Origin of the sequence: Kushneria konosiri, from assembly GCF_002155145.1 — a bacterium.
Classification (GTDB): Bacteria; Pseudomonadota; Gammaproteobacteria; order Pseudomonadales; family Halomonadaceae; genus Kushneria; species Kushneria konosiri.
Map to the genome: position 1 here is coordinate 290,462 of NZ_CP021323.1, position 17,489 is coordinate 307,950.

Annotated in this window: 14 protein-coding genes; 4 read left to right on the forward strand and 10 right to left on the reverse strand. The window is 56.2% G+C overall.

The genetic code is table 11. The features are described from left to right. Window positions 1-115 precede the first annotated feature (115 nt). Window positions 116-2,377 carry a phosphoenolpyruvate--protein phosphotransferase gene (ptsP, locus tag B9G99_RS01445; RefSeq protein ID WP_086620426.1) on the reverse strand — a complete coding sequence of 754 codons (2,262 nt, stop codon included), beginning with the start codon at window positions 2,375-2,377 and terminating at the stop codon, window positions 116-118. Between the two features lie 79 nt (window positions 2,378-2,456). Next, window positions 2,457-2,957, reverse strand: coding sequence for an RNA pyrophosphohydrolase (locus B9G99_RS01450; protein WP_086620427.1), 501 nt, complete (start codon window positions 2,955-2,957; stop codon window positions 2,457-2,459). A 172-nt stretch (window positions 2,958-3,129) separates the two neighbouring features. Between B9G99_RS01450 and B9G99_RS01455 the strand changes: the two genes are divergently transcribed. Then, a complete protein-coding gene (locus B9G99_RS01455) occupies window positions 3,130-3,810 on the forward strand; it encodes a histidinol-phosphatase (protein ID WP_086623211.1) in 681 nt (226 codons plus the stop codon). Window positions 3,811-4,053: 243 nt separating this feature from the next. Then, the gene (locus tag B9G99_RS01460) at window positions 4,054-5,523 is read left to right on the forward strand and encodes an FAD-dependent oxidoreductase (protein ID WP_086620428.1); all 1,470 of its coding nucleotides are present in this window, start codon (window positions 4,054-4,056) and stop codon (window positions 5,521-5,523) included. Between the two features lie 108 nt (window positions 5,524-5,631). Here the strand turns inward: B9G99_RS01460 and B9G99_RS01465 are convergent, their stop codons facing one another. From B9G99_RS01465 to B9G99_RS01490, 6 genes are all read right to left on the reverse strand, one after another. Then, window positions 5,632-6,162: a disulfide bond formation protein B gene (locus B9G99_RS01465; protein WP_086620429.1), complete on the reverse strand. Its 531-nt coding sequence runs from the start codon at window positions 6,160-6,162 to the stop codon at window positions 5,632-5,634. A gap of 32 nt (window positions 6,163-6,194) precedes the next feature. Continuing rightward, entirely contained in the window at window positions 6,195-7,796 is a 1,602-nt protein-coding gene (gene gshA, locus B9G99_RS01470) for a glutamate--cysteine ligase (RefSeq protein WP_086620430.1), read from the reverse strand. A 213-nt stretch (window positions 7,797-8,009) separates the two neighbouring features. Then, the gene (locus B9G99_RS01475; RefSeq protein ID WP_086620431.1) at window positions 8,010-10,367 is read right to left on the reverse strand and encodes a Tex family protein; all 2,358 of its coding nucleotides are present in this window, start codon (window positions 10,365-10,367) and stop codon (window positions 8,010-8,012) included. A 199-nt stretch (window positions 10,368-10,566) separates the two neighbouring features. Beyond that, window positions 10,567-12,117, reverse strand: coding sequence for a phosphoenolpyruvate carboxykinase (locus B9G99_RS01480; protein WP_086620432.1), 1,551 nt, complete (start codon window positions 12,115-12,117; stop codon window positions 10,567-10,569). Window positions 12,118-12,341: 224 nt separating this feature from the next. After that, window positions 12,342-13,229, reverse strand: coding sequence for an Hsp33 family molecular chaperone HslO (hslO, locus tag B9G99_RS01485; RefSeq protein ID WP_086620433.1), 888 nt, complete (start codon window positions 13,227-13,229; stop codon window positions 12,342-12,344). Between the two features lie 81 nt (window positions 13,230-13,310). Beyond that, complete coding sequence (locus B9G99_RS01490; RefSeq protein ID WP_086620434.1) at window positions 13,311-13,703, reverse strand: RNA-binding S4 domain-containing protein; 393 nt, start codon at window positions 13,701-13,703, stop codon at window positions 13,311-13,313. 180 nt (window positions 13,704-13,883) lie between these two features. Between B9G99_RS01490 and nudE the strand changes: the two genes are divergently transcribed. Then, window positions 13,884-14,468, forward strand: coding sequence for an ADP compounds hydrolase NudE (gene nudE / locus B9G99_RS01495; RefSeq protein WP_086620435.1), 585 nt, complete (start codon window positions 13,884-13,886; stop codon window positions 14,466-14,468). A gap of 114 nt (window positions 14,469-14,582) precedes the next feature. On the opposite strand, the gene B9G99_RS01500 is transcribed toward nudE, so the two are convergent. Together B9G99_RS01500 and B9G99_RS01505 are read right to left on the reverse strand one after the other, a co-directional pair. Continuing rightward, window positions 14,583-15,005, reverse strand: a complete 423-nt coding sequence (locus B9G99_RS01500; RefSeq protein WP_086620436.1) for a hypothetical protein — start codon at window positions 15,003-15,005, stop codon at window positions 14,583-14,585. Window positions 15,006-15,307: 302 nt separating this feature from the next. Continuing rightward, window positions 15,308-16,270, reverse strand: coding sequence for a glycosyltransferase family 8 protein (locus B9G99_RS01505; protein ID WP_086620437.1), 963 nt, complete (start codon window positions 16,268-16,270; stop codon window positions 15,308-15,310). A gap of 67 nt (window positions 16,271-16,337) precedes the next feature. Here B9G99_RS01505 and B9G99_RS01510 point away from each other — a divergent pair, with 67 nt between their 5' ends. Further along, complete coding sequence (locus tag B9G99_RS01510; protein WP_086620438.1) at window positions 16,338-17,486, forward strand: glycosyltransferase; 1,149 nt, start codon at window positions 16,338-16,340, stop codon at window positions 17,484-17,486. The last annotated feature ends 3 nt before the right edge of the window (window positions 17,487-17,489 follow it).

Genomic DNA, 17,489 nt, shown 5'->3' on the forward strand with positions numbered 1-17,489 from the left:
ACAGCCATCGCACTGATAGAACTGTCAGCAGGCAGGAAGATGTGTCATGGAGACACATGGGTCACCATGACACACGAGTGGCAGGGGTCAAAACGACACACGTGAGTGCCCGCCATCAGTCCCTGGGCGGCAATAGATGAGCCAGTTCCCACTCTTTCATGCGCTGATACACGAGCTCACGCGTTTCGGTCAGCGAATGCAGCGCCAGCACATCACTGACCAGATTCTGTGCACCTTCCATCGATACGCGGCGGATGGCGGCGCGTACACGCGACAGATTGGGGGCATTCATCGACAGCACTCGATAGCCCATGCCCATCAATAAAAGCGCACCAATCGGGTCGCCCGCCAGCTCGCCACAGACCGAGGCGGACACGTTCAGACGCCGGCTTTCCCGTGCAATATGATCCAGCGCCCTGAGCACTGCCGGCTGACAGGCATCATAAAGGCCGGAAACACGCGCGTTGTTGCGATCCACCGCCAGCAGATACTGGATCAGATCATTGCTGCCGACCGAGAAGAAATCCACGCGTGAGGCGAGCGCCTCAAGCTGATAGATCACGGCCGGCACTTCCAGCATCACGCCCAAAAGCGGACGCTCGACCTGAATGCCATCATCACGCAGCTCCTGGATAGCGCGATCCAGAAGACGGCAGACCGTATCGACCTCTTCAACACTGGTGACCATCGGCAGCAGAATCCGAAGATTATCCAGCCCCTCGGCTGCCCTGAGCATGGCCCGCAGCTGTACCATCAGCACTTCGGGATGATCCAGCGTCACCCGAATGCCACGCCAGCCCAGAAACGGGTTTTCTTCCTCGATGGGGAAATAGGGCAAGGATTTATCACCACCGATATCCAGCGTACGCATGACCACCGGCAGCGGCGCGAACCCCTGAAGCTGCTCGCGATAGATGCGCGTCTGTTCCTTCTCGCTGGGAAAACGCTGATGCATCATGAAGGGCACTTCGGTGCGATAGAGCCCTACACCGTCAATGCGCGCGGCAGGCGAGCCGCTCATTTCCACGGCAAGCCCCGTGTTGATCATCAGACGGATACGAAAGCCGTCGCTGGTTTCACTGGGCAGCGACTGCTCGCTTTCAAGCATCGAGGTAAGCGCTTCCTCCTCCTCGATCATGCTTTCGTAACGCACCAGCAGATCCGGCTGCGGGCGCAGAATCAGCCGCCCGCGATAGCCATCGACGATCATGGGGGTGCCCGCCAGCCGTGAGATGGGCAGATCATTCATGCCCATGACGGCAGGAATGCCCATCGCGCGCGCCAGAATTGCCACATGAGAGGTGCTCGAGCCACGCAGCGCTACCAGTCCCGCCAGTTTCTCGCGCGGGATTTCACCCAGCTGCGCGGCGCTGATCTCGTCCCCGACCAGAATGGTACGTTCGGGATAAACCGGCTTGCGAGTATCACTGTCCTTTTGCAGGTGGGCCAGCACGCGACGCCCAAGGTCGCGAATATCCGCGGCACGCTCGCGCAGGTAGTTATCATCCACGCGTTCGAGATAGTTGACGTGACGCTGCACCACCCGTGCCAGCGCATAAGGCGCCCACTGCCCTTCCCGGATTCGCTTTTCGACTTCATTGCCCAGCGCAGCATCTCCCAGCATCTGCTGGTAGACATCAAACAGCGCCTGCTCCTGCGCCGAGATACGACTGGCCAGGCGCTCTGCGGCCTGTCGAATGTCATGACGCACGCAGTCGATGGCCTCACGCAGCCGCAGAACCTCGGCCTCGATATCGTCGGGCACACGCTCGGGCACGGCCTCCAGGTTGGCCGAAGGCACCACCACAAAGGCTTCACCAATGGCCATCCCGGGCGCGGCCGCAATGCCGCTAAGCATGGCCTGGGTGCCGGGGTCGCTCAGTCGCGCCAGCGCACCGGTCGACAGGGCATGCACCAGCACACCAGCCAACTGGGCCGCCATGGTAATCAGAAAGGCTTCTTCACCTTCGCCGAACTGGCGTTTTTCACGCTGCTGTACGACCAGAACACCCAGCACGCGGCGCTGATGAATGATGGGAACGCCAAGAAAGCTTGAATAGCGCTCCTCGCCGGTCTCGGCGAAGTAGCGAAAGTGGGAATGTGACGGTGCCTCCTCGATATTAAGAGGCTCTTCGCGCTGCCCGACAAGACCCACCAGTCCTTCCCCGGGCTTCAGGGTCACCTGACCAATGGCCGAGGCATTCAGACCAATGGTATCCATCAGGATAAAGCAGTCACGCTCGTCATCGCGCAGATAGACCGAGCAAACGTCGGTCTGCATTGCCTTGCGGATGCGCCGCACAATGATTGATAGCGCCGCATCCAGACTGCGGGCGCCGTTCACCTCCTGAACGATGCGGCGAAGAATCTCGAGCATGGCGTTATATTTTCATCCCTGTATATCTGCCATGCCCGGTGGCCTGTCATGGTCAGGCCACCGGACACGTCAATGGCCGCTATTGGCCGGCCGCATCCACCGGATTCTCTCCGGGCAGACGCGGCGCCAGCTCTCGCAGGGCGCGCCGATAGACGTCACGCTTGAAAGACACTACCTGACCCAGAGGGTACCAGTAACTAACCCATCGCCAGCCGTCAAACTCCGGCTTGGGCGTGGTATCCACACAAATACTGGATTCCTGGCACCGCATACGCAACAGGAACCACTTCTGCTTCTGGCCAATACAAAGCGGGCGCGAATGGGTACGAATCAGTCCCTTTGGCAATCGGTATCTGAGCCAGCCACGCGTGCAGGCCAATATATCGACGTCATCGGGATGCAGGCCGATCTCCTCTTTCAGTTCTCGATACAAGGCGTCATGAGGTGTCTCATCTTCCTTGATACCACCCTGTGGAAATTGCCATGCATTCTGTCCTACCCGTCGTGCCCACAGTACCTGGCCACCGCAGTTGGCAATAATGATGCCAACGTTGGGCCGGAAACCGTCGGGATCGATCACGACTTGCCACCTTTTAAAAATAGATTACAGGCATTCTTCCACAAAGCGCGAAAGCGCATCAATATGCAGCGCGCAGGCAGTCGAGTTGTTGCACGCGCATATTAAAGCGTGGCCATCTTTGTAATAATGAAATTAAACAAACCGACCCTTGCCTTTGATGGGAGCCTTCCCCTTGACGCTGGCCATTTTTGATCTGGACAACACCCTGCTTGGCGGCGACAGCGATCACGCCTGGAACGATTTTCTGGTAGAACAGGGCATTGTTGATCGTGACCATTTTCGCCGTGAAAACGATCGATTCCATCGTGCCTATGATGCCGGTACGCTGGATATTCATGAATATCTCGCCTTTGCCCTTGCACCACTGACACGTCACACCAGAGAAGAACTCGACGAGCTGCATCGAAAGTTCATGGCTGAGCGCATCGAGCCCATCATCCTGTCTCAGGGCGAGGCGCTGCTGGAAAGCCATCGCGCTCGCGGTGACCGGATTCTGATCATTACGGCCACCAACCGCTTTGTGACCGGCCCCATTGCTCAGAGACTGGGCGTCGAGCACCTGATTGCCGTAGAGCCCGAAATGGAAAACGACCGCTATACCGGGCGCATCACGGGCACCCCCAGTTTTCGCGAAGGCAAGATTACCCGTCTGGAGCATTGGCTCAAGGCAAATGACGTCTCGCTTGAAGGCGCCTTTTTCTACAGCGACTCTCAAAATGACCTGCCACTGCTTGAACGGGTCGATCGTCCTGTTGCGGTCGATCCCGACCCGGTACTGGCCGACATTGCCAGGCAGCGGAACTGGCAAATCATTACCCTTCGGGATCGCGACGAACGTCTTGATTCCCTATAATCGACATATCCATCGCGGAGTGTGTCACTTTGACACCTTTGGTTGAGCCGTACGGGTATTCACAAGGCCTTCCCGATCGGAGCCTTCCCCTCGGCCAATCCATGGAAGTGCCGTATGACCCAGCGTGTCCTGTTTGTTATCTATCCATCTGCGACAATGACCCTTCGGCGTGTAAAGACCCCTAGTCATGTCAGGCTGGCAGATCAGGACGCAAATCTCGCATCAAACCGAGCGTGAGAAGCCATGGCAGCAACGACGTATGATGTCCTTATCGTGGGTGGCGGCGTATCCGGCACTGCCCTTTTGTATGAACTGGCTCGATATACCGATGTCAACGCCATCGGTCTACTCGAGAAGTATGACAAGGTTGCCATCGTCAATTCGCATGGTCGCAACAATAGCCAGACCATCCACTGCGGCGATATAGAGACCAACTACACGCTGGACAAGGCGCGCACTACCAAGCGCACCGCCGGCATGGTGATCAACTTCGGCACCAAGCTTGAGCCTGCAGAGCGCGACAACATCATCTATCGCTATCCCAAGATGGTGTTGGGTGTCGGCGACAAGCAGTGCGATTTTCTGCGCAAGCGTTTTGACACCTTCAAGGAACTCTTCCCCAGAATGCGCCTTCTGGAACGCGACGACATCGCCGCCCAGGAACCCAAGGTGGTGGAAGGTCGCGATCCTTCCGAAAAGATTCTGGCACTGGGGTCGGCGGACGAATACACGGCCGTCAACTACACCACGCTGTCTGAAGCCTTTGTGAAATATGCCGAACAGGATGCTGCAAAAAAGGGCATGACCTGTGATCTGCATCTTTCCACGCCGGTTCACAAGATCGAAAAGGAAGGGGATCTTTTCAAGATCACTACGCCCAACAAGGGCACCCTTCAGGCGCGCTATGTCGTCGTTGCCGCGGGTGGCCATTCCCTGCTGTTTGCCCACCAGATGGGTTACGGCCTGGACAAGTCCTGCCTGCCGATGGCCGGGTCGTTTTACTTCACGCCCAAAGTACTCAACGGCAAGGTCTATACCATCCAGAACGAGAACCTGCCCTTCGCTGCCGTACACGGCGATCCGGACGTACTGGTAGACGGCAAGACCCGCTTTGGCCCGACAGCCCTGATGCTGCCGCTGCTTGAGCGCTATAACAGCAAGACCTTCACGGAGTTTCTGCGCGTATTCCGCTTTGATGGCAGCGTCGCGAAGGTCTTCTGGGATCTGCTCAAGGTTCGCGACATTCGCAACTACGTGTTCAAGAACTTCATGTACGAAGTGCCGGTGCTGCGAGAAAAGCTTTTCCATCAGAGTATCAAGAGCATCGTTCCCAGCCTTCGCGCCGAGGATGTCGAGTTTGCCAAGGGGTTTGGTGGCGTTCGACCACAGCTGATCGACAAGACCGCCAAAAAGCTGGTCATGGGCGAGGCCAAGATCGATCCCGGTACCGGTATCGTATTCAACATGACGCCTTCACCCGGTGGCACCAGCTGTCTGGGTAACGCAGAAAAGGATCTATATCTGGCGCAGAAGTTCCTTGGCTTCAACATCGACAAGGAAGCTTTCGAACGTGATCTTCTGATGGGTGAAGTTGAACTTCGCGGCCTTGATGAGGCGCCCCAGATGTCGCCCGAGAAATCTTCTCACGGTGAAAATCTCGACAATGAGCGGGAGAAGGAAAAGGAAGATAAAAGCGTCGGACCGGGCGCCTGATCTTATTTAAACGTCAGGAAGTAACAAAAAAAGGCACCCCGATGGGTGCCTTTTTTGTGTTGTTTCAGTCGAGGTCTTTTTGTCAGTAAAGACCTCTTGTGAACAATATTATCGACTGTGAGCGGTCGAGCGCTGACGACTGATGGCACTGATGATCAGGCCCAGCGTCATCAGGGCAAGCACGACAAATCCGAGCAGCGTCCAGCCGGGCAGGGAGATCCCCAAAAAGCTACCCTCAATCTCGGCACACTCACCTGAAGAGCTCAGCACGGTGGCGATCACACTCTTCAGGGGCAGCACGTCCATCATGTAATCCAGCCCCGGACCACAACTGGGCACCTGATCAGCCGGAAGATGTTGCAGCCAGACATGCCGTCCTGCCAGAAAGATACCGGCACCGGCACCGATGAGCGCCAACAATCCATAAACGCTGCCGCCCCAGCCGCGCGGGTTGTGCAACGCACCAACGATCAGGGGGACCAGCGCTGCAAGCACGGCCACTCGCTGGAAAGTGCACAGCGGGCAGGGTTCAAGCCCGAAACCGTACTGGAGCACCAGCGCAAAGGCCAGCATGGCAATACAAAAGGCACTGCCCACAAGACACCATTGGCGTGCCGACCGGTTCAACAGATTCGTCATGCGTCATTCCACCGATTTACATTGTCATTTCGTTATTGAGCGCCACTATTGACCTTCAATCGACGCGCATGTTCGAAGTAACGCTGCAAAAAGGTCGAAAAGTCGATGTCATCACCCTCTTCGGTTTCACGCTGCTGCTGATGGGAAGTCTCCACCAGCTGACCAAGCAGAGTGTCACGCGCAGGGTCCATCGGCGTATCAGCAAACCACCTGGCGTGTTCACGCGCCCGTTCCAGCGACCAGGTCACAAAGTCGCTACCACTGTCGCGCATCTGCTGATGCATGCGACCGGCCGGGGTTTTCTCGGGATGATGAATCAGCTCGCGCAGACCGGCCAGCGACTTTTGATGAGCGCCATCATCATCGGCACTGTCCATCAGCTCGGCGATGGGTGCCATGGCCTCAAAAATCTCCTCCAGACACTCCGCCAGAGGACGATCCCCCTGAGCAAAGGAAAGCTTCAGTGACGCATCACGCCCGCTGCGCACCACATGCGCACGGTTGTCATCGAGGCGGTCACACTCCTTATCGCTGATCCAGGGACTGGGGGACAGAAGACACCAGACGAGGAACGTATCGATAAAGTGAATCTGCTGCTCGTCGATCCCCAACGGCGTGAACGGATTGATGTCCAGACAGCGCACCTCGATGTATTCTACACCGCGCGACTCCATGGCCTGGGTTGGCGTCTCATCGTGACGGGCCACCCGCTTGGGGCGAATGTCGCTGTAGTACTCGTTTTCGATCTGCAGCATGTTGGCATTGAGCTGCCGCCACTGTCCGTCGACCTCAACACCTTCACGCTCATAATCGGGCCATGGCGTCACAATGGCATGGCGCAGGGTACCGATATAGTTTTCAAGCGAATTGAAGCAGATGCGCAGCTGCGACTGCACCTTGTTCTGATAACCCAGATCGCTCATGCGCAGCGTGGACGCGGTATCAGACAGCAGGGTCTGCTTTCCGTGAGGCAGTAATCCGGCATCGCGTCCTTCGAGGAAACTGCGATCCACGGCAGGAGATGCGCCAAACAGATACATCAGCACCCAGCTGTTACGGCGGAAATTACGGATCAGGTCAAAATAGGCCCGCGATCGAAATGCCTGCGGCGAGACGTCCTGCTGACCGTCAATCTCCTGAAGATGCGTCCAGAGCTCGTCGGGCAGCGAAAAATTGTAATGGATACCGGCAATGGACTGCATGATGCGCCCATAGCGCATGTCCAGACCATTACGGTAAACCCGCTTCATGGTGCCCACGTTGGAGTTGCCATAATCGGCAATCGGGACGCTATCGTTGCCATCGAGTTCAGCGGGCATGCTCGAGGGCCAGATCAGTTCCTGCCCCAGGTAGCGATAGCTGTAACGATGAAGGTCGCCCAGAAAGGCGAGCGCATCCGAGGGTCGCGAGAACACCGGCGTGATGTACTCCAGCAGCGACTCGGAATAATCGGTCGTGATATAGGGATGGGTCAGCTTCGAGCCCAGAGCATGTGGATGAGGCGTGGCCACAATGCGCCCCTGAGAATCCACGCGCAGCCCTTCCTTTTCAATGCCACGGCGAATGCGGCCAAAAAGGCCCTGCTGCGCCGGTGCGCTCAATCCATCGATGCGGCGAGTGAATTGCTCGGACAAGGTTGAACACCTTCTCTTGCGGGAGCCCGCGCGCCGTCATTCGGACACGCATGCCGGCAGATTGCCTGGGCAGGACTCCGGAACTGTTTTCATCGACCGGCACCTGCTGACCCTGCGTCAGCCAGGCACCAAATCTGCCAATTATGCGCTCATTATGGAGCGCCACCTGACCCTTTCAAGCGCCAAAGTGTGCATGCTAACGAATTTATCACATTAGCGCTTGCGTGGTTTGCCGGCGCCTGCCTTGAGCAGCGCCGCCCCCAACGCACCGACCGGCTCCTGTGAAGCAGCAGCCTCACTGCTGCGCTTTCGGGGCTTGCCACGGTCACGATTGACGGCACCTTCGGGCCGACTGCTGCCCTGCTCGGCTTCCGGGGTATCATCAAGGCGCATGGACAGCGCAATGCGCTGGCGCGGTTGGTCCACGCTCATGACCTTGACCTTCACCACGTCACCGGCCTTGACCACCGATCGCGGATCCTGCACGAACTGATGCGACAGCGCCGAGATGTGCACCAGCCCATCCTGATGAACCCCAACATCCACAAACGCGCCAAAGTGCGTGACGTTGGTGATCACGCCTTCAAGAATCATGCCAGCCACCAGATCGCTGACCTTCTCGATACCTTCCTGAAACTGCGCCGCGCGAAATTCTGGCCGCGGATCACGCCCTGGTTTTTGCAGCTCCTTTAATAGATCGCTGACCGTTGGCAGCCCAAAACGCTCATCAACGTAATCCACTGCACGCACGCTGCGCAGAAAATCGCTGTCGCCAACTAACGCCTGCAGATTGCGGCGACTGGCCTGGGCGATACGCTCGGCCAGTGGATAGGCCTCAGGGTGCACTGCCGAGGCATCCAGCGGATTGCTGCCACCGTTGATGCGCAAAAAGCCCGCACACTGCTCAAAGGTCTTCGGCCCCAGACGAGCGACCTCAAGGATCTGGCGACGGTTGTCAAAGGCGCCATGACGATCACGCCAGGCCACGATATTGTCGGCCAGAGTATTGTTAAGCCCTGATACGCGAGCCAACAGCGCCGATGAGGCAGTATTGAGATCCACCCCCACGGCGTTAACGCAATCCTCGACCACGGCATCCAGCGAGCGCGCCAGCATCAGCTGTGAAACATCATGCTGATACTGCCCTACCCCGATCGATTTCGGGTCGATCTTGACCAGCTCGGCCAGCGGGTCCTGAAGCCGTCGGGCGATCGACACGGCACCGCGGATGGTGACGTCCAGCTCCGGCAGCTCGCGCGAGGCGAACTCGGAGGCGGAATACACCGAGGCGCCGGCCTCGCTGACCATGACCCTGGCAATATCCTGACCCTTGAGTCGATCCAGCAGGTCAGCGGCCAGCCGGTCGGTTTCACGACTGGCGGTGCCGTTACCAATGGCCACCAGCCCGACATCATGTTTTTTACACAGCTCGGTCAGCGTGACCAGCGAGGCTTCCCACTGATTGCGCGGTGCGTGGGGATAAATAGCCGTGTGATCCACCACCTTGCCGGTGGCATCCACCACGGCCACCTTGACGCCGGTACGAAGCCCTGGATCAAGCCCCAGCGTGGCACGCGCACCGGCAGGCGCTGCCAGCAGCAGATCCTTCAGGTTATCGGCAAACACGCCAATGGCTGTAGCTTCTGCCTGTTCACGCAGCTGACCCAGCAGCTCGGTTTCCAGATGCGTATAGAGCTTGACCCGCCAGGTCCAGCGCACCACTTCCTTCAGCCAGCGATCGGCAGGCCGGGCATGATCACTGATGCCAAACTCGCGCGCGATCTCGACTTCACAGGGATGAACGGGGGCCTCATCTTCATCGGGCAGCTTGAGGGCCAGCCCCAGCACGCCTTCCTGACGGCCACGAAACATGGCCAGCGCCCGATGTGAGGGCGTTCTGGAGAGCTTTTCACGATGATCAAAATAGTCCGAGAATTTGGCGCCGCTGCTTTCCTGACCGGCGAGCATCGTGGACACCAGCTCGGCCTCCTGCCAGAGACGCTCACGCAGCCGACCCACCAGGGCCGGAGACTCGGCAAAACGCTCCATCAGGATCTGCCGGGCACCATCCAGTGCGGTGCGGGCATCCGTAATGCCCTGCGCCTCATCAAGATAATCGGTGGCCAGCGCCTCGGGCACCAGTGAGGGATCGTTCAACAGCGCATCGGCCAGCGGTTCGAGTCCTGCCTCTCGAGCAATCTGTGCCTTGGTGCGCCGCTTCTTGCGATAAGGCAGATAAAGGTCTTCCAGCCGCTGCTTGGTATCGGCGGCCAGAATGCTGGCCCGCAGAGCATCATCGAGCTTGCCCTGCTCCTCGATCGAAGCCAGCACCGTCGCACGGCGCTCATCGAGCTCGCGCAGGTAGCGCAGCCGGGTTTCAAGAAGGCGTAGCTGGCTATCATCAAGGCTACCGGTGGCTTCCTTGCGATAACGAGAGATGAACGGCACCGTGGCCCCTTCATCAAGCAGGGCGATGGTGGCCTCGATCTGGGCTGGACGAACAGCAGTCGCGCCGGCAGCTTCGGAAAGCTCTGCTGCCAGACGCGCTGCCATCGAAGAAATCTGTGTCATGAAAACGCATTCCCTTCCGAACAGGGCGCCAGGGTATCACAAACCATGAACCGACGGGACAACACCAAAATCGAGAAGATCCTTACAAGGACATGGCGACAGCCAGAAGGCTGTCGCGATGAGGGTCTGCCTATCAGCAGAAGGGGCAGGAGACATCGGGGCTATATTCAAGCCAGACGCGTTTTAAACCAGGCTCCCTTCAAACCAGGCTGGGCCCGGCCCGGGTAATGGCGTCATCCACGCCATTAAAACGGCTGAAATTATCGATGAACTTCTCGATCAGAAGCCGTGATTGCTCCTCGAAGGCCGCCTGATCCTGCCAGGCTTTGCGCGGATCCAACAGTGTTGCATCCACACCCTCCACGGCAACAGGCACCGACAGATTGAGCCCGGGCAGCGTGACCGTTTCAGTATCCTTGAGCGCGCCACTCTGGATGGCACTGATGATGGCGCGGGTCGTGGGAATACTGAAACGCTCTCCGCCCTGTCCGTAGGCACCGCCGGTCCAGCCCGTATTGACCAGATAAACCCGGGAGTCGAAAGCCTCGATGCGCTTGATCAAGAGCTCGGCATACTCATGGGCCGGACGGGGGAAAAACGGGGCGCCAAAGCAGGTAGAGAAGGTAGCTTCCAGAGCACTGCCGGCGCCAATCTCGGTCGACCCGACCCGCGCGGTATAGCCGGAGAGAAAATGATAGGCGGCCGCTTCGCGTGACAGGATCGAAACCGGTGGCAGTACGCCGCTCATGTCACAGGTCAAAAAGACAATGGCACTCGGTTCACCGGCCCGATTGTCCGCTGTCCGCTTGTCGACGTGCTCCAGCGGGTAGGCGGCCCGGGCATTCTGGGTCAGTGAGGCATCTTCATAAACGGGCTGTCGGGTGTCATCCAGCACGACATTTTCAAGCACGGCCGGAAAGCGAATGGCCCGATAGATGATGGGCTCGTTTTTTTCGCTCAGATCAACGGTCTTGGCATAACAGCCGCCCTCGAGATTGAAGACGGTCCCCTCACCCCAGCCATGCTCGTCATCACCGATCAGATAGCGCGACGGATCAGCAGAAAGCGTGGTCTTGCCAGTGCCGGAAAGCCCGAAAAAAAGCGTTGTCTCGCCATTGTCACCCACATTGGCGCTGCAATGCATGGGCAGCACGTCCTTTTCCGGCAGCAGAAAGTTCTGCACCGTAAACATGGCCTTTTTCATCTCTCCGGCGTAATGCATCCCGGCAATCAACACGCGGCGGCGGGCGAAATTGATGATCACCGTACCGTCGGAGTGGGTGTGATCACGCTCGGGCTGACAGACAAACTCTGGCGCACTCATGATCTGCCATTCATGCTTGTCGCGCGGATTGAAGGGCTGTGCTCGCACGAAGAGATTGCGCGCAAAAAGCGTATGCCAGGCATACTGGGCCATGACACGAATCGGCAGATAGTGTTCCGGATCGGCGCCGACGTGCAACTCGGTCTCGAACGCGCCCTTGTCGGCCAGAAATTCTTCGACACGCTCCCACAGCGCATCAAAATGCTCCCCGGCAAAGGGGCGATTCACGCTTCCCCATTCAATCTCGTGGCTGGTGGAAGGCTCATCAACAATGTAGCGATCCGCCGGTGAACGTCCGGTACGACGTCCGGTTTCTGCCACCAGTGCTCCGTTGGACGCAAGCCTTGCTTCCCCCCGGGCAATGGCATATTCAACCAGCTCGGCGGCACTTGCATTGATACGTGGGGTGCTCATCTTCGTTGTCATGTCTATCCCGGGCATAAGCCGTTCTCTCTCGTTAAGCGGATGGGCACTTGTCGTATGCCTCTCGCATTATATTTCCGCATATCTCTGACACCGCTCCGGGCGATGCCGGGTCATACGGCAAGGCATATTATGCCTAAACTACTACCAACGGAGAATGTATCACGACGGCATTACGCGCAAAGGCACAACAAATGGCCTGTCGACCCCGCCCCGGACACACATTTTCAGTGCAGTGTTGGCGAAGGCGCATCAGGTGATTCGATCAGTGCTTCGATGTCGGCAGCGCTGAACGTGTAATCCGTATTGCAGAAATGACAGTTGGTACTCAACTTGCCTTGCTCCTCAACGACCGAGCGCAACTCATCAGAGCCAAGCTGATGCAGGGCACTGGCAAAGCGCTCGCGCGAGCAGGTGCAACCAAACCCGATGGGGTCGGGATCAAAAACCCGAATCTGCTCTTCATGGAACAGGCGTACCAGCACTTCGCGAGCCGGCAGTTCCAGAAGCTCTTCGGGCTTGAGGGTGTCGGCCAGCATGTTGAGTCTTGGCCAGGCATCAATGTCCTTGAGACTTTCATCCTCGGGCAGCTTTTGAAGCATCAAACCGGCGGCCTGCTCTGTCGAAGCAGAAAGCCACAGGCGACTGGGCAGCTGCTCGGAGTGCTCAAAATAGCTTTCAAGGCATTGCGCCAGCGTCTGCGCCTCCATGGCCACGATCCCCTGATAGCGCTTTCCTTCACGAGGATCGAGCGTCATGACGATATGCCCCTCTCCCATCAATGTCTGAAGCGACGCGTCTTCTTCAGGCAGCGGCTGATTTTCGTCAAGACGAGCAATGGCCCGCAGTTGCTGCCCCCTCTCGTCATGGCCAGGGTTGGACTCTGCCATTAAAAGGCTGACCGGGCCATTACCCTTGACCTCAAGCGTCAATACACCATCGAGCTTGATGGTCGCCGTCAACAGCGCCACAGCCGCCAGCATTTCGCCAAGCTGGCGATTGACCACCTCGGGGTAGTTGTGGCGACCGGTAATGTCCTGACAGGTAGTGTCCGCCTTGACCAGCTCGCCGCGAACATTGGTATCGTCAAAGATAAATCGTTGAATATGGTCCATGAGTCATCCAGAAGGGAAAAAGGTACCCGGCGCGGCAGGCAGAAAAATGCATGAGTCGATCATTGAAGCGCCGTCAAAACGTCAGGAGTCGTCGTGCTGATGACGCTGAAAGTTCTGGATATCGCGTCGGGCCCGACGATCCGGTCGCCCCTTTGGGGGCTGCATGCTTTTATCCATGCGGCGAATCTCGGCTTCACGGGTACGACGCTCGATACTTTCAGGCGTCTCGCGGTAAAGCATCTGGGCCTCGGCAGCCCCTCGACGCTTGTCGCTGATATCGATGATTTCCACCTCGATGCGATCCCAGCCCTGAGGCAATACCAACAGCGCACCCGGCTCAACAATCTTGCTGACCTTGGTGCGCGCGCCATTGTAGTGAACCTTGCCGCCATCAATGGCCTTCTGCGCCAGCCCGCGCGTCTTGAAAAACCGAGCTGCCCAGAGCCACTTGTCGAGTCGAACCTGTTCGCTCATATCATGTCTCCACGCCGTTTCTGAATGCCAATATGGGGGCAAAAACCAGGCTCTCAAGGCTATACCATGACGACGCCGGACAGATGCTGTCCACCCTGCAATGCGATAACCTGTCCTGCCGGCATCGACGTCGTATCGCATCCGCCACTCCCGTTTTTTGAAGCCTCCGGAGGTAGAGACATGTCCCCATCAGGAAAGCCCGAAATTGGACGGCGGCGCAGTATCGCCCGGAGCCGGCTTTTTGCAGTAGAAGCGCTGGAAATCGAGTTTTCCAATGGCGAACAACGCACCTTTGAGCGTCTGACCAGCAATGGACAGGGTGCAGGTGCCGTCATGATTGTGGCCATGCCAGACCCGGATCATGTTTTACTGATTCAGGAATACGCAGCCGGTATCGAGGAGTACGCGCTTACCCTTCCAAAGGGAGTGATCGACCCTGGCGAAGATATTGTTACGGCCGCCAATCGCGAACTCCGTGAGGAATGTGGCTATGGCGCCCGTGTGATCGAGCCACTGATTGAACTGACGCTGGCGCCCAACTATATGACCCACCGTATTCACGTGGTCATGGCCACCCAGCTTTATGAAGAACGCCTGCCCGGCGATGAGCCCGAGCCCTTGACTGTCGAAAGGCATGCCATCGAAGACATCGATGCCCTGCTGTCGCGAGGTGATTTTCATGAAGGCCGTGCCATTGCTGCACTATTTATTGCCAGAGAACGACTCCGCGAGCGACAGGCCTCTCCCGACCCCATGTTCTGGTAAAAAAGCCCTATGCCATCAACCCCCTCGCCATGATCGAGCCCGCAACGTAAAAGGCCCGGCAACTCGAGTTGCCGGGCCACTGACAGTATATAAAGCTTATGCTTTGAAGATGGATCAATTACTGGACGGGCTGGCGCCGTGCTCGGTTTTATCACCATCCTGCATCGGCTCGGTAGATTCCATCTGAGCGGAGTGCCCCTGACGACCGGTCATGGTTTCATCAGCATTCTCGACACTGGTGCTGTCCATCGAGCCGTGAGTGGAATCATCCATGCCCTTCATGTCGCTCATCTGTGCCGAGCCACTTTTTGTCTGGCCGGTATGGGTTACATCGGCATTCTCGACATTGGCATTGTCCATCGAACCCTGGTTTGAGTCACTCATGCCCTGCATGTCTTCCATCTGAGCCGAGCCACTGTTTGTCTGACCGGTATGGGTCACATCAGCACTGTCATGCGTCGCTTCGGATGAGGCCATGGCGGACATGGCAGGCAAAACGAAAGCGGCGCAAAAAACAGTAGCGATCAGTTTCTTCATGGTACTTCCTCCAGGACTCTGATTTTAATGTCGGCGCGCAAGTACGTCCTGCGACCTGCAACTCCGAGTACACAGATACTTCCTGCAACAAGCATCGAGCGGTATTGCAGCCTGCCCGTTCAGATCATGTCAGGCAGTCACAGCGGCACTCTGCAGGGCACCACTGAGTAAGTAAGCGTAAAGTTAGGGCACAAAAAGTCGTCTGTCAAAGTGCTGTACAATGAAAAGTAAAGGCTGGATAAAGAAACCAGTTTACTTCGAGGATCGCTTTGTCAGCGTCAACCAAGTCGTTATGTAAAGTTTTATTTAACCGGGTCATAAAAAATTTTTTTCGAACGACGAATCCTTCGTTGATTTTTTAGAGCTTTGCCAAAGCTAGTCAGCTTTTTAAGATTTTCCTTAAATGAAACATCTTTGTAGAATGTTTGTTTAGGAAATATTGTTTCAAACAAACTTTTATAAACTTCTTTATAAGGGTGAAATACCATGTAATTCCATGGTTTGCTTTTTGCAAGAAAGTGTATAGCGCCCGGCTTCTCCAGCGCCAAAAAATAGTCTTCTTTCTTATAACCAGTAATATTCCATTTGGATTTTTCAATTTTCGACCAAAAACTTGGCTGGATATTCCATCTAAGGGGAAGACGAGACCACGAATACTTGAAGATGGTGTTCAACGCATCTTGATCAAGATAACGATATTTATCGCCAGCTTTTTTCATCACCGTAATTAGCTTGTCATCGGTCCCTTTTTCACGCCACTGGTACATGTCAATCAGCAATACTCCAGCATTAAAATATTGCTGTCTCTCAAGATTGAGAGAGGGAGAAGCAATCCCCAGATTTTCGACCGCACCTAAAACATGGCCACTCAGATCATGCTCCCAAAGACATTTCAGATCATCAGCAATTAAAAGATCACAATCAAGATAAATGACTTTACTTACATGCTGTGGCAGAAGCTGTCCAAGCAAAAGCCTATAGTAGGTAGCAATTCCATATCGTTTGATCGGAAGCCCTTGAAGACTTTCGCCACATGGAGTAATCCACTGAACGCTTGACTGGTAACTTCCAGCCATCTTTTCTATTTTATCTTTATTGTCTTTACTTATCCCGCCATCGATCACATAAAAACACATGTTTTTTTTCGAGAGATTTTTTTCAAGACAAGAAAACATCACAACCCCCATCCATAGGGCATAATTATCGTCACTTGCCAGCACTACGTTAAGTTGATCTGCTTTCATCATTAAAAGACCAAAAACCATTAAATTTTATGCAAAATATGCGATAATCTTACTATCAAAATATAAAGCTTTCACCACGAATTCTGTCATGAAACAAAGAATACTTTTAATAGTTCGCAAGCTAAACATTGGTGGCATCCAGCGTGTCACCATCAATCTTGCCAACGTGTTGCATCGCGCCGGGCATGACGTTCATGTGCTTGTTCTCAAGGGAGGCGATGAGCTTCTGCCCGATCCCGGTGTTACCCTGCATTACGAAGACTTTGACAAGGCCTTTCGTCGTACCGGTATTGGCCTTGCTTACGACCTGCTCACTCGTGGACTTCTCAAACCTGCAGTGCCCGGATCCGGCTTTCTCTGGCGAGGCTATTACGGTGGACGCTATCTCAAGCAATTTGTTGAACGGCTGGAGCGGGACTACGGCCCGGTAGATCGCATCATCGCTCGTGGTCAGGGTGCCTTCGAGACAGTCTGGTCCTGGCGGGATTCCCGTTTCTGGCAGGTCACCGTGTCATGGCCGGGCGATTATGGCAGTCGACTCAAGGGGGCTTATTTAAAGCGCCTCTATGACGGCAAGCGCGTGGTCTGCAATACGCCAAACGTACGCGAACAGCTGGAAAAACAGCTTGGTCACTACAATATTGTGCCCTCTCACTGGGCTACGGTCGGCAACCCCTGCGATATAGAAGCCATTAGAGCCATGGCTGATGAAATGCCTGATGACCTGCCTGCCAGACCCTATGTGGTTCATGTCTGCAGGCTGTCCAGAGTCAAGCGCCAAGATTTTCTGATTCGCGCTTATCTGAAGTCAGGCATTGAAGAAGATCTGGTGATTGTGGGCGATGGCCCCATGCGCGATAGTGTCGAACAGCTTGTTGATGAACTGGGAGTACGCGACCGTGTCCATGTTATCGGCAGTCGCACCAACCCCTACCCGTGGATGAAGCATGGTCGTCTTTTTGTTCTTAGCTCCATGAGCGAAGCCTTTGGCATTGTACTGGCTGAGAGCATGATCTGCGGCACCCCCTGCGTCGCCGTGGATGCGCCCGGCGGCATCCGAAATGTGCTGATCAACGATCAGCGCCGGCTCATCGTCGACAATACCATTGATGGACTGGCCGAAGGCATTCGAGAAGGACTCAGGCATCCGCCGGCCCTCGAGCAGGACCCGGAGTTGATCGAGCGCTATCGTGATACCCGCATCATGCAGCAGTTCCTCGAGCTCCCCACAACCTGAGCA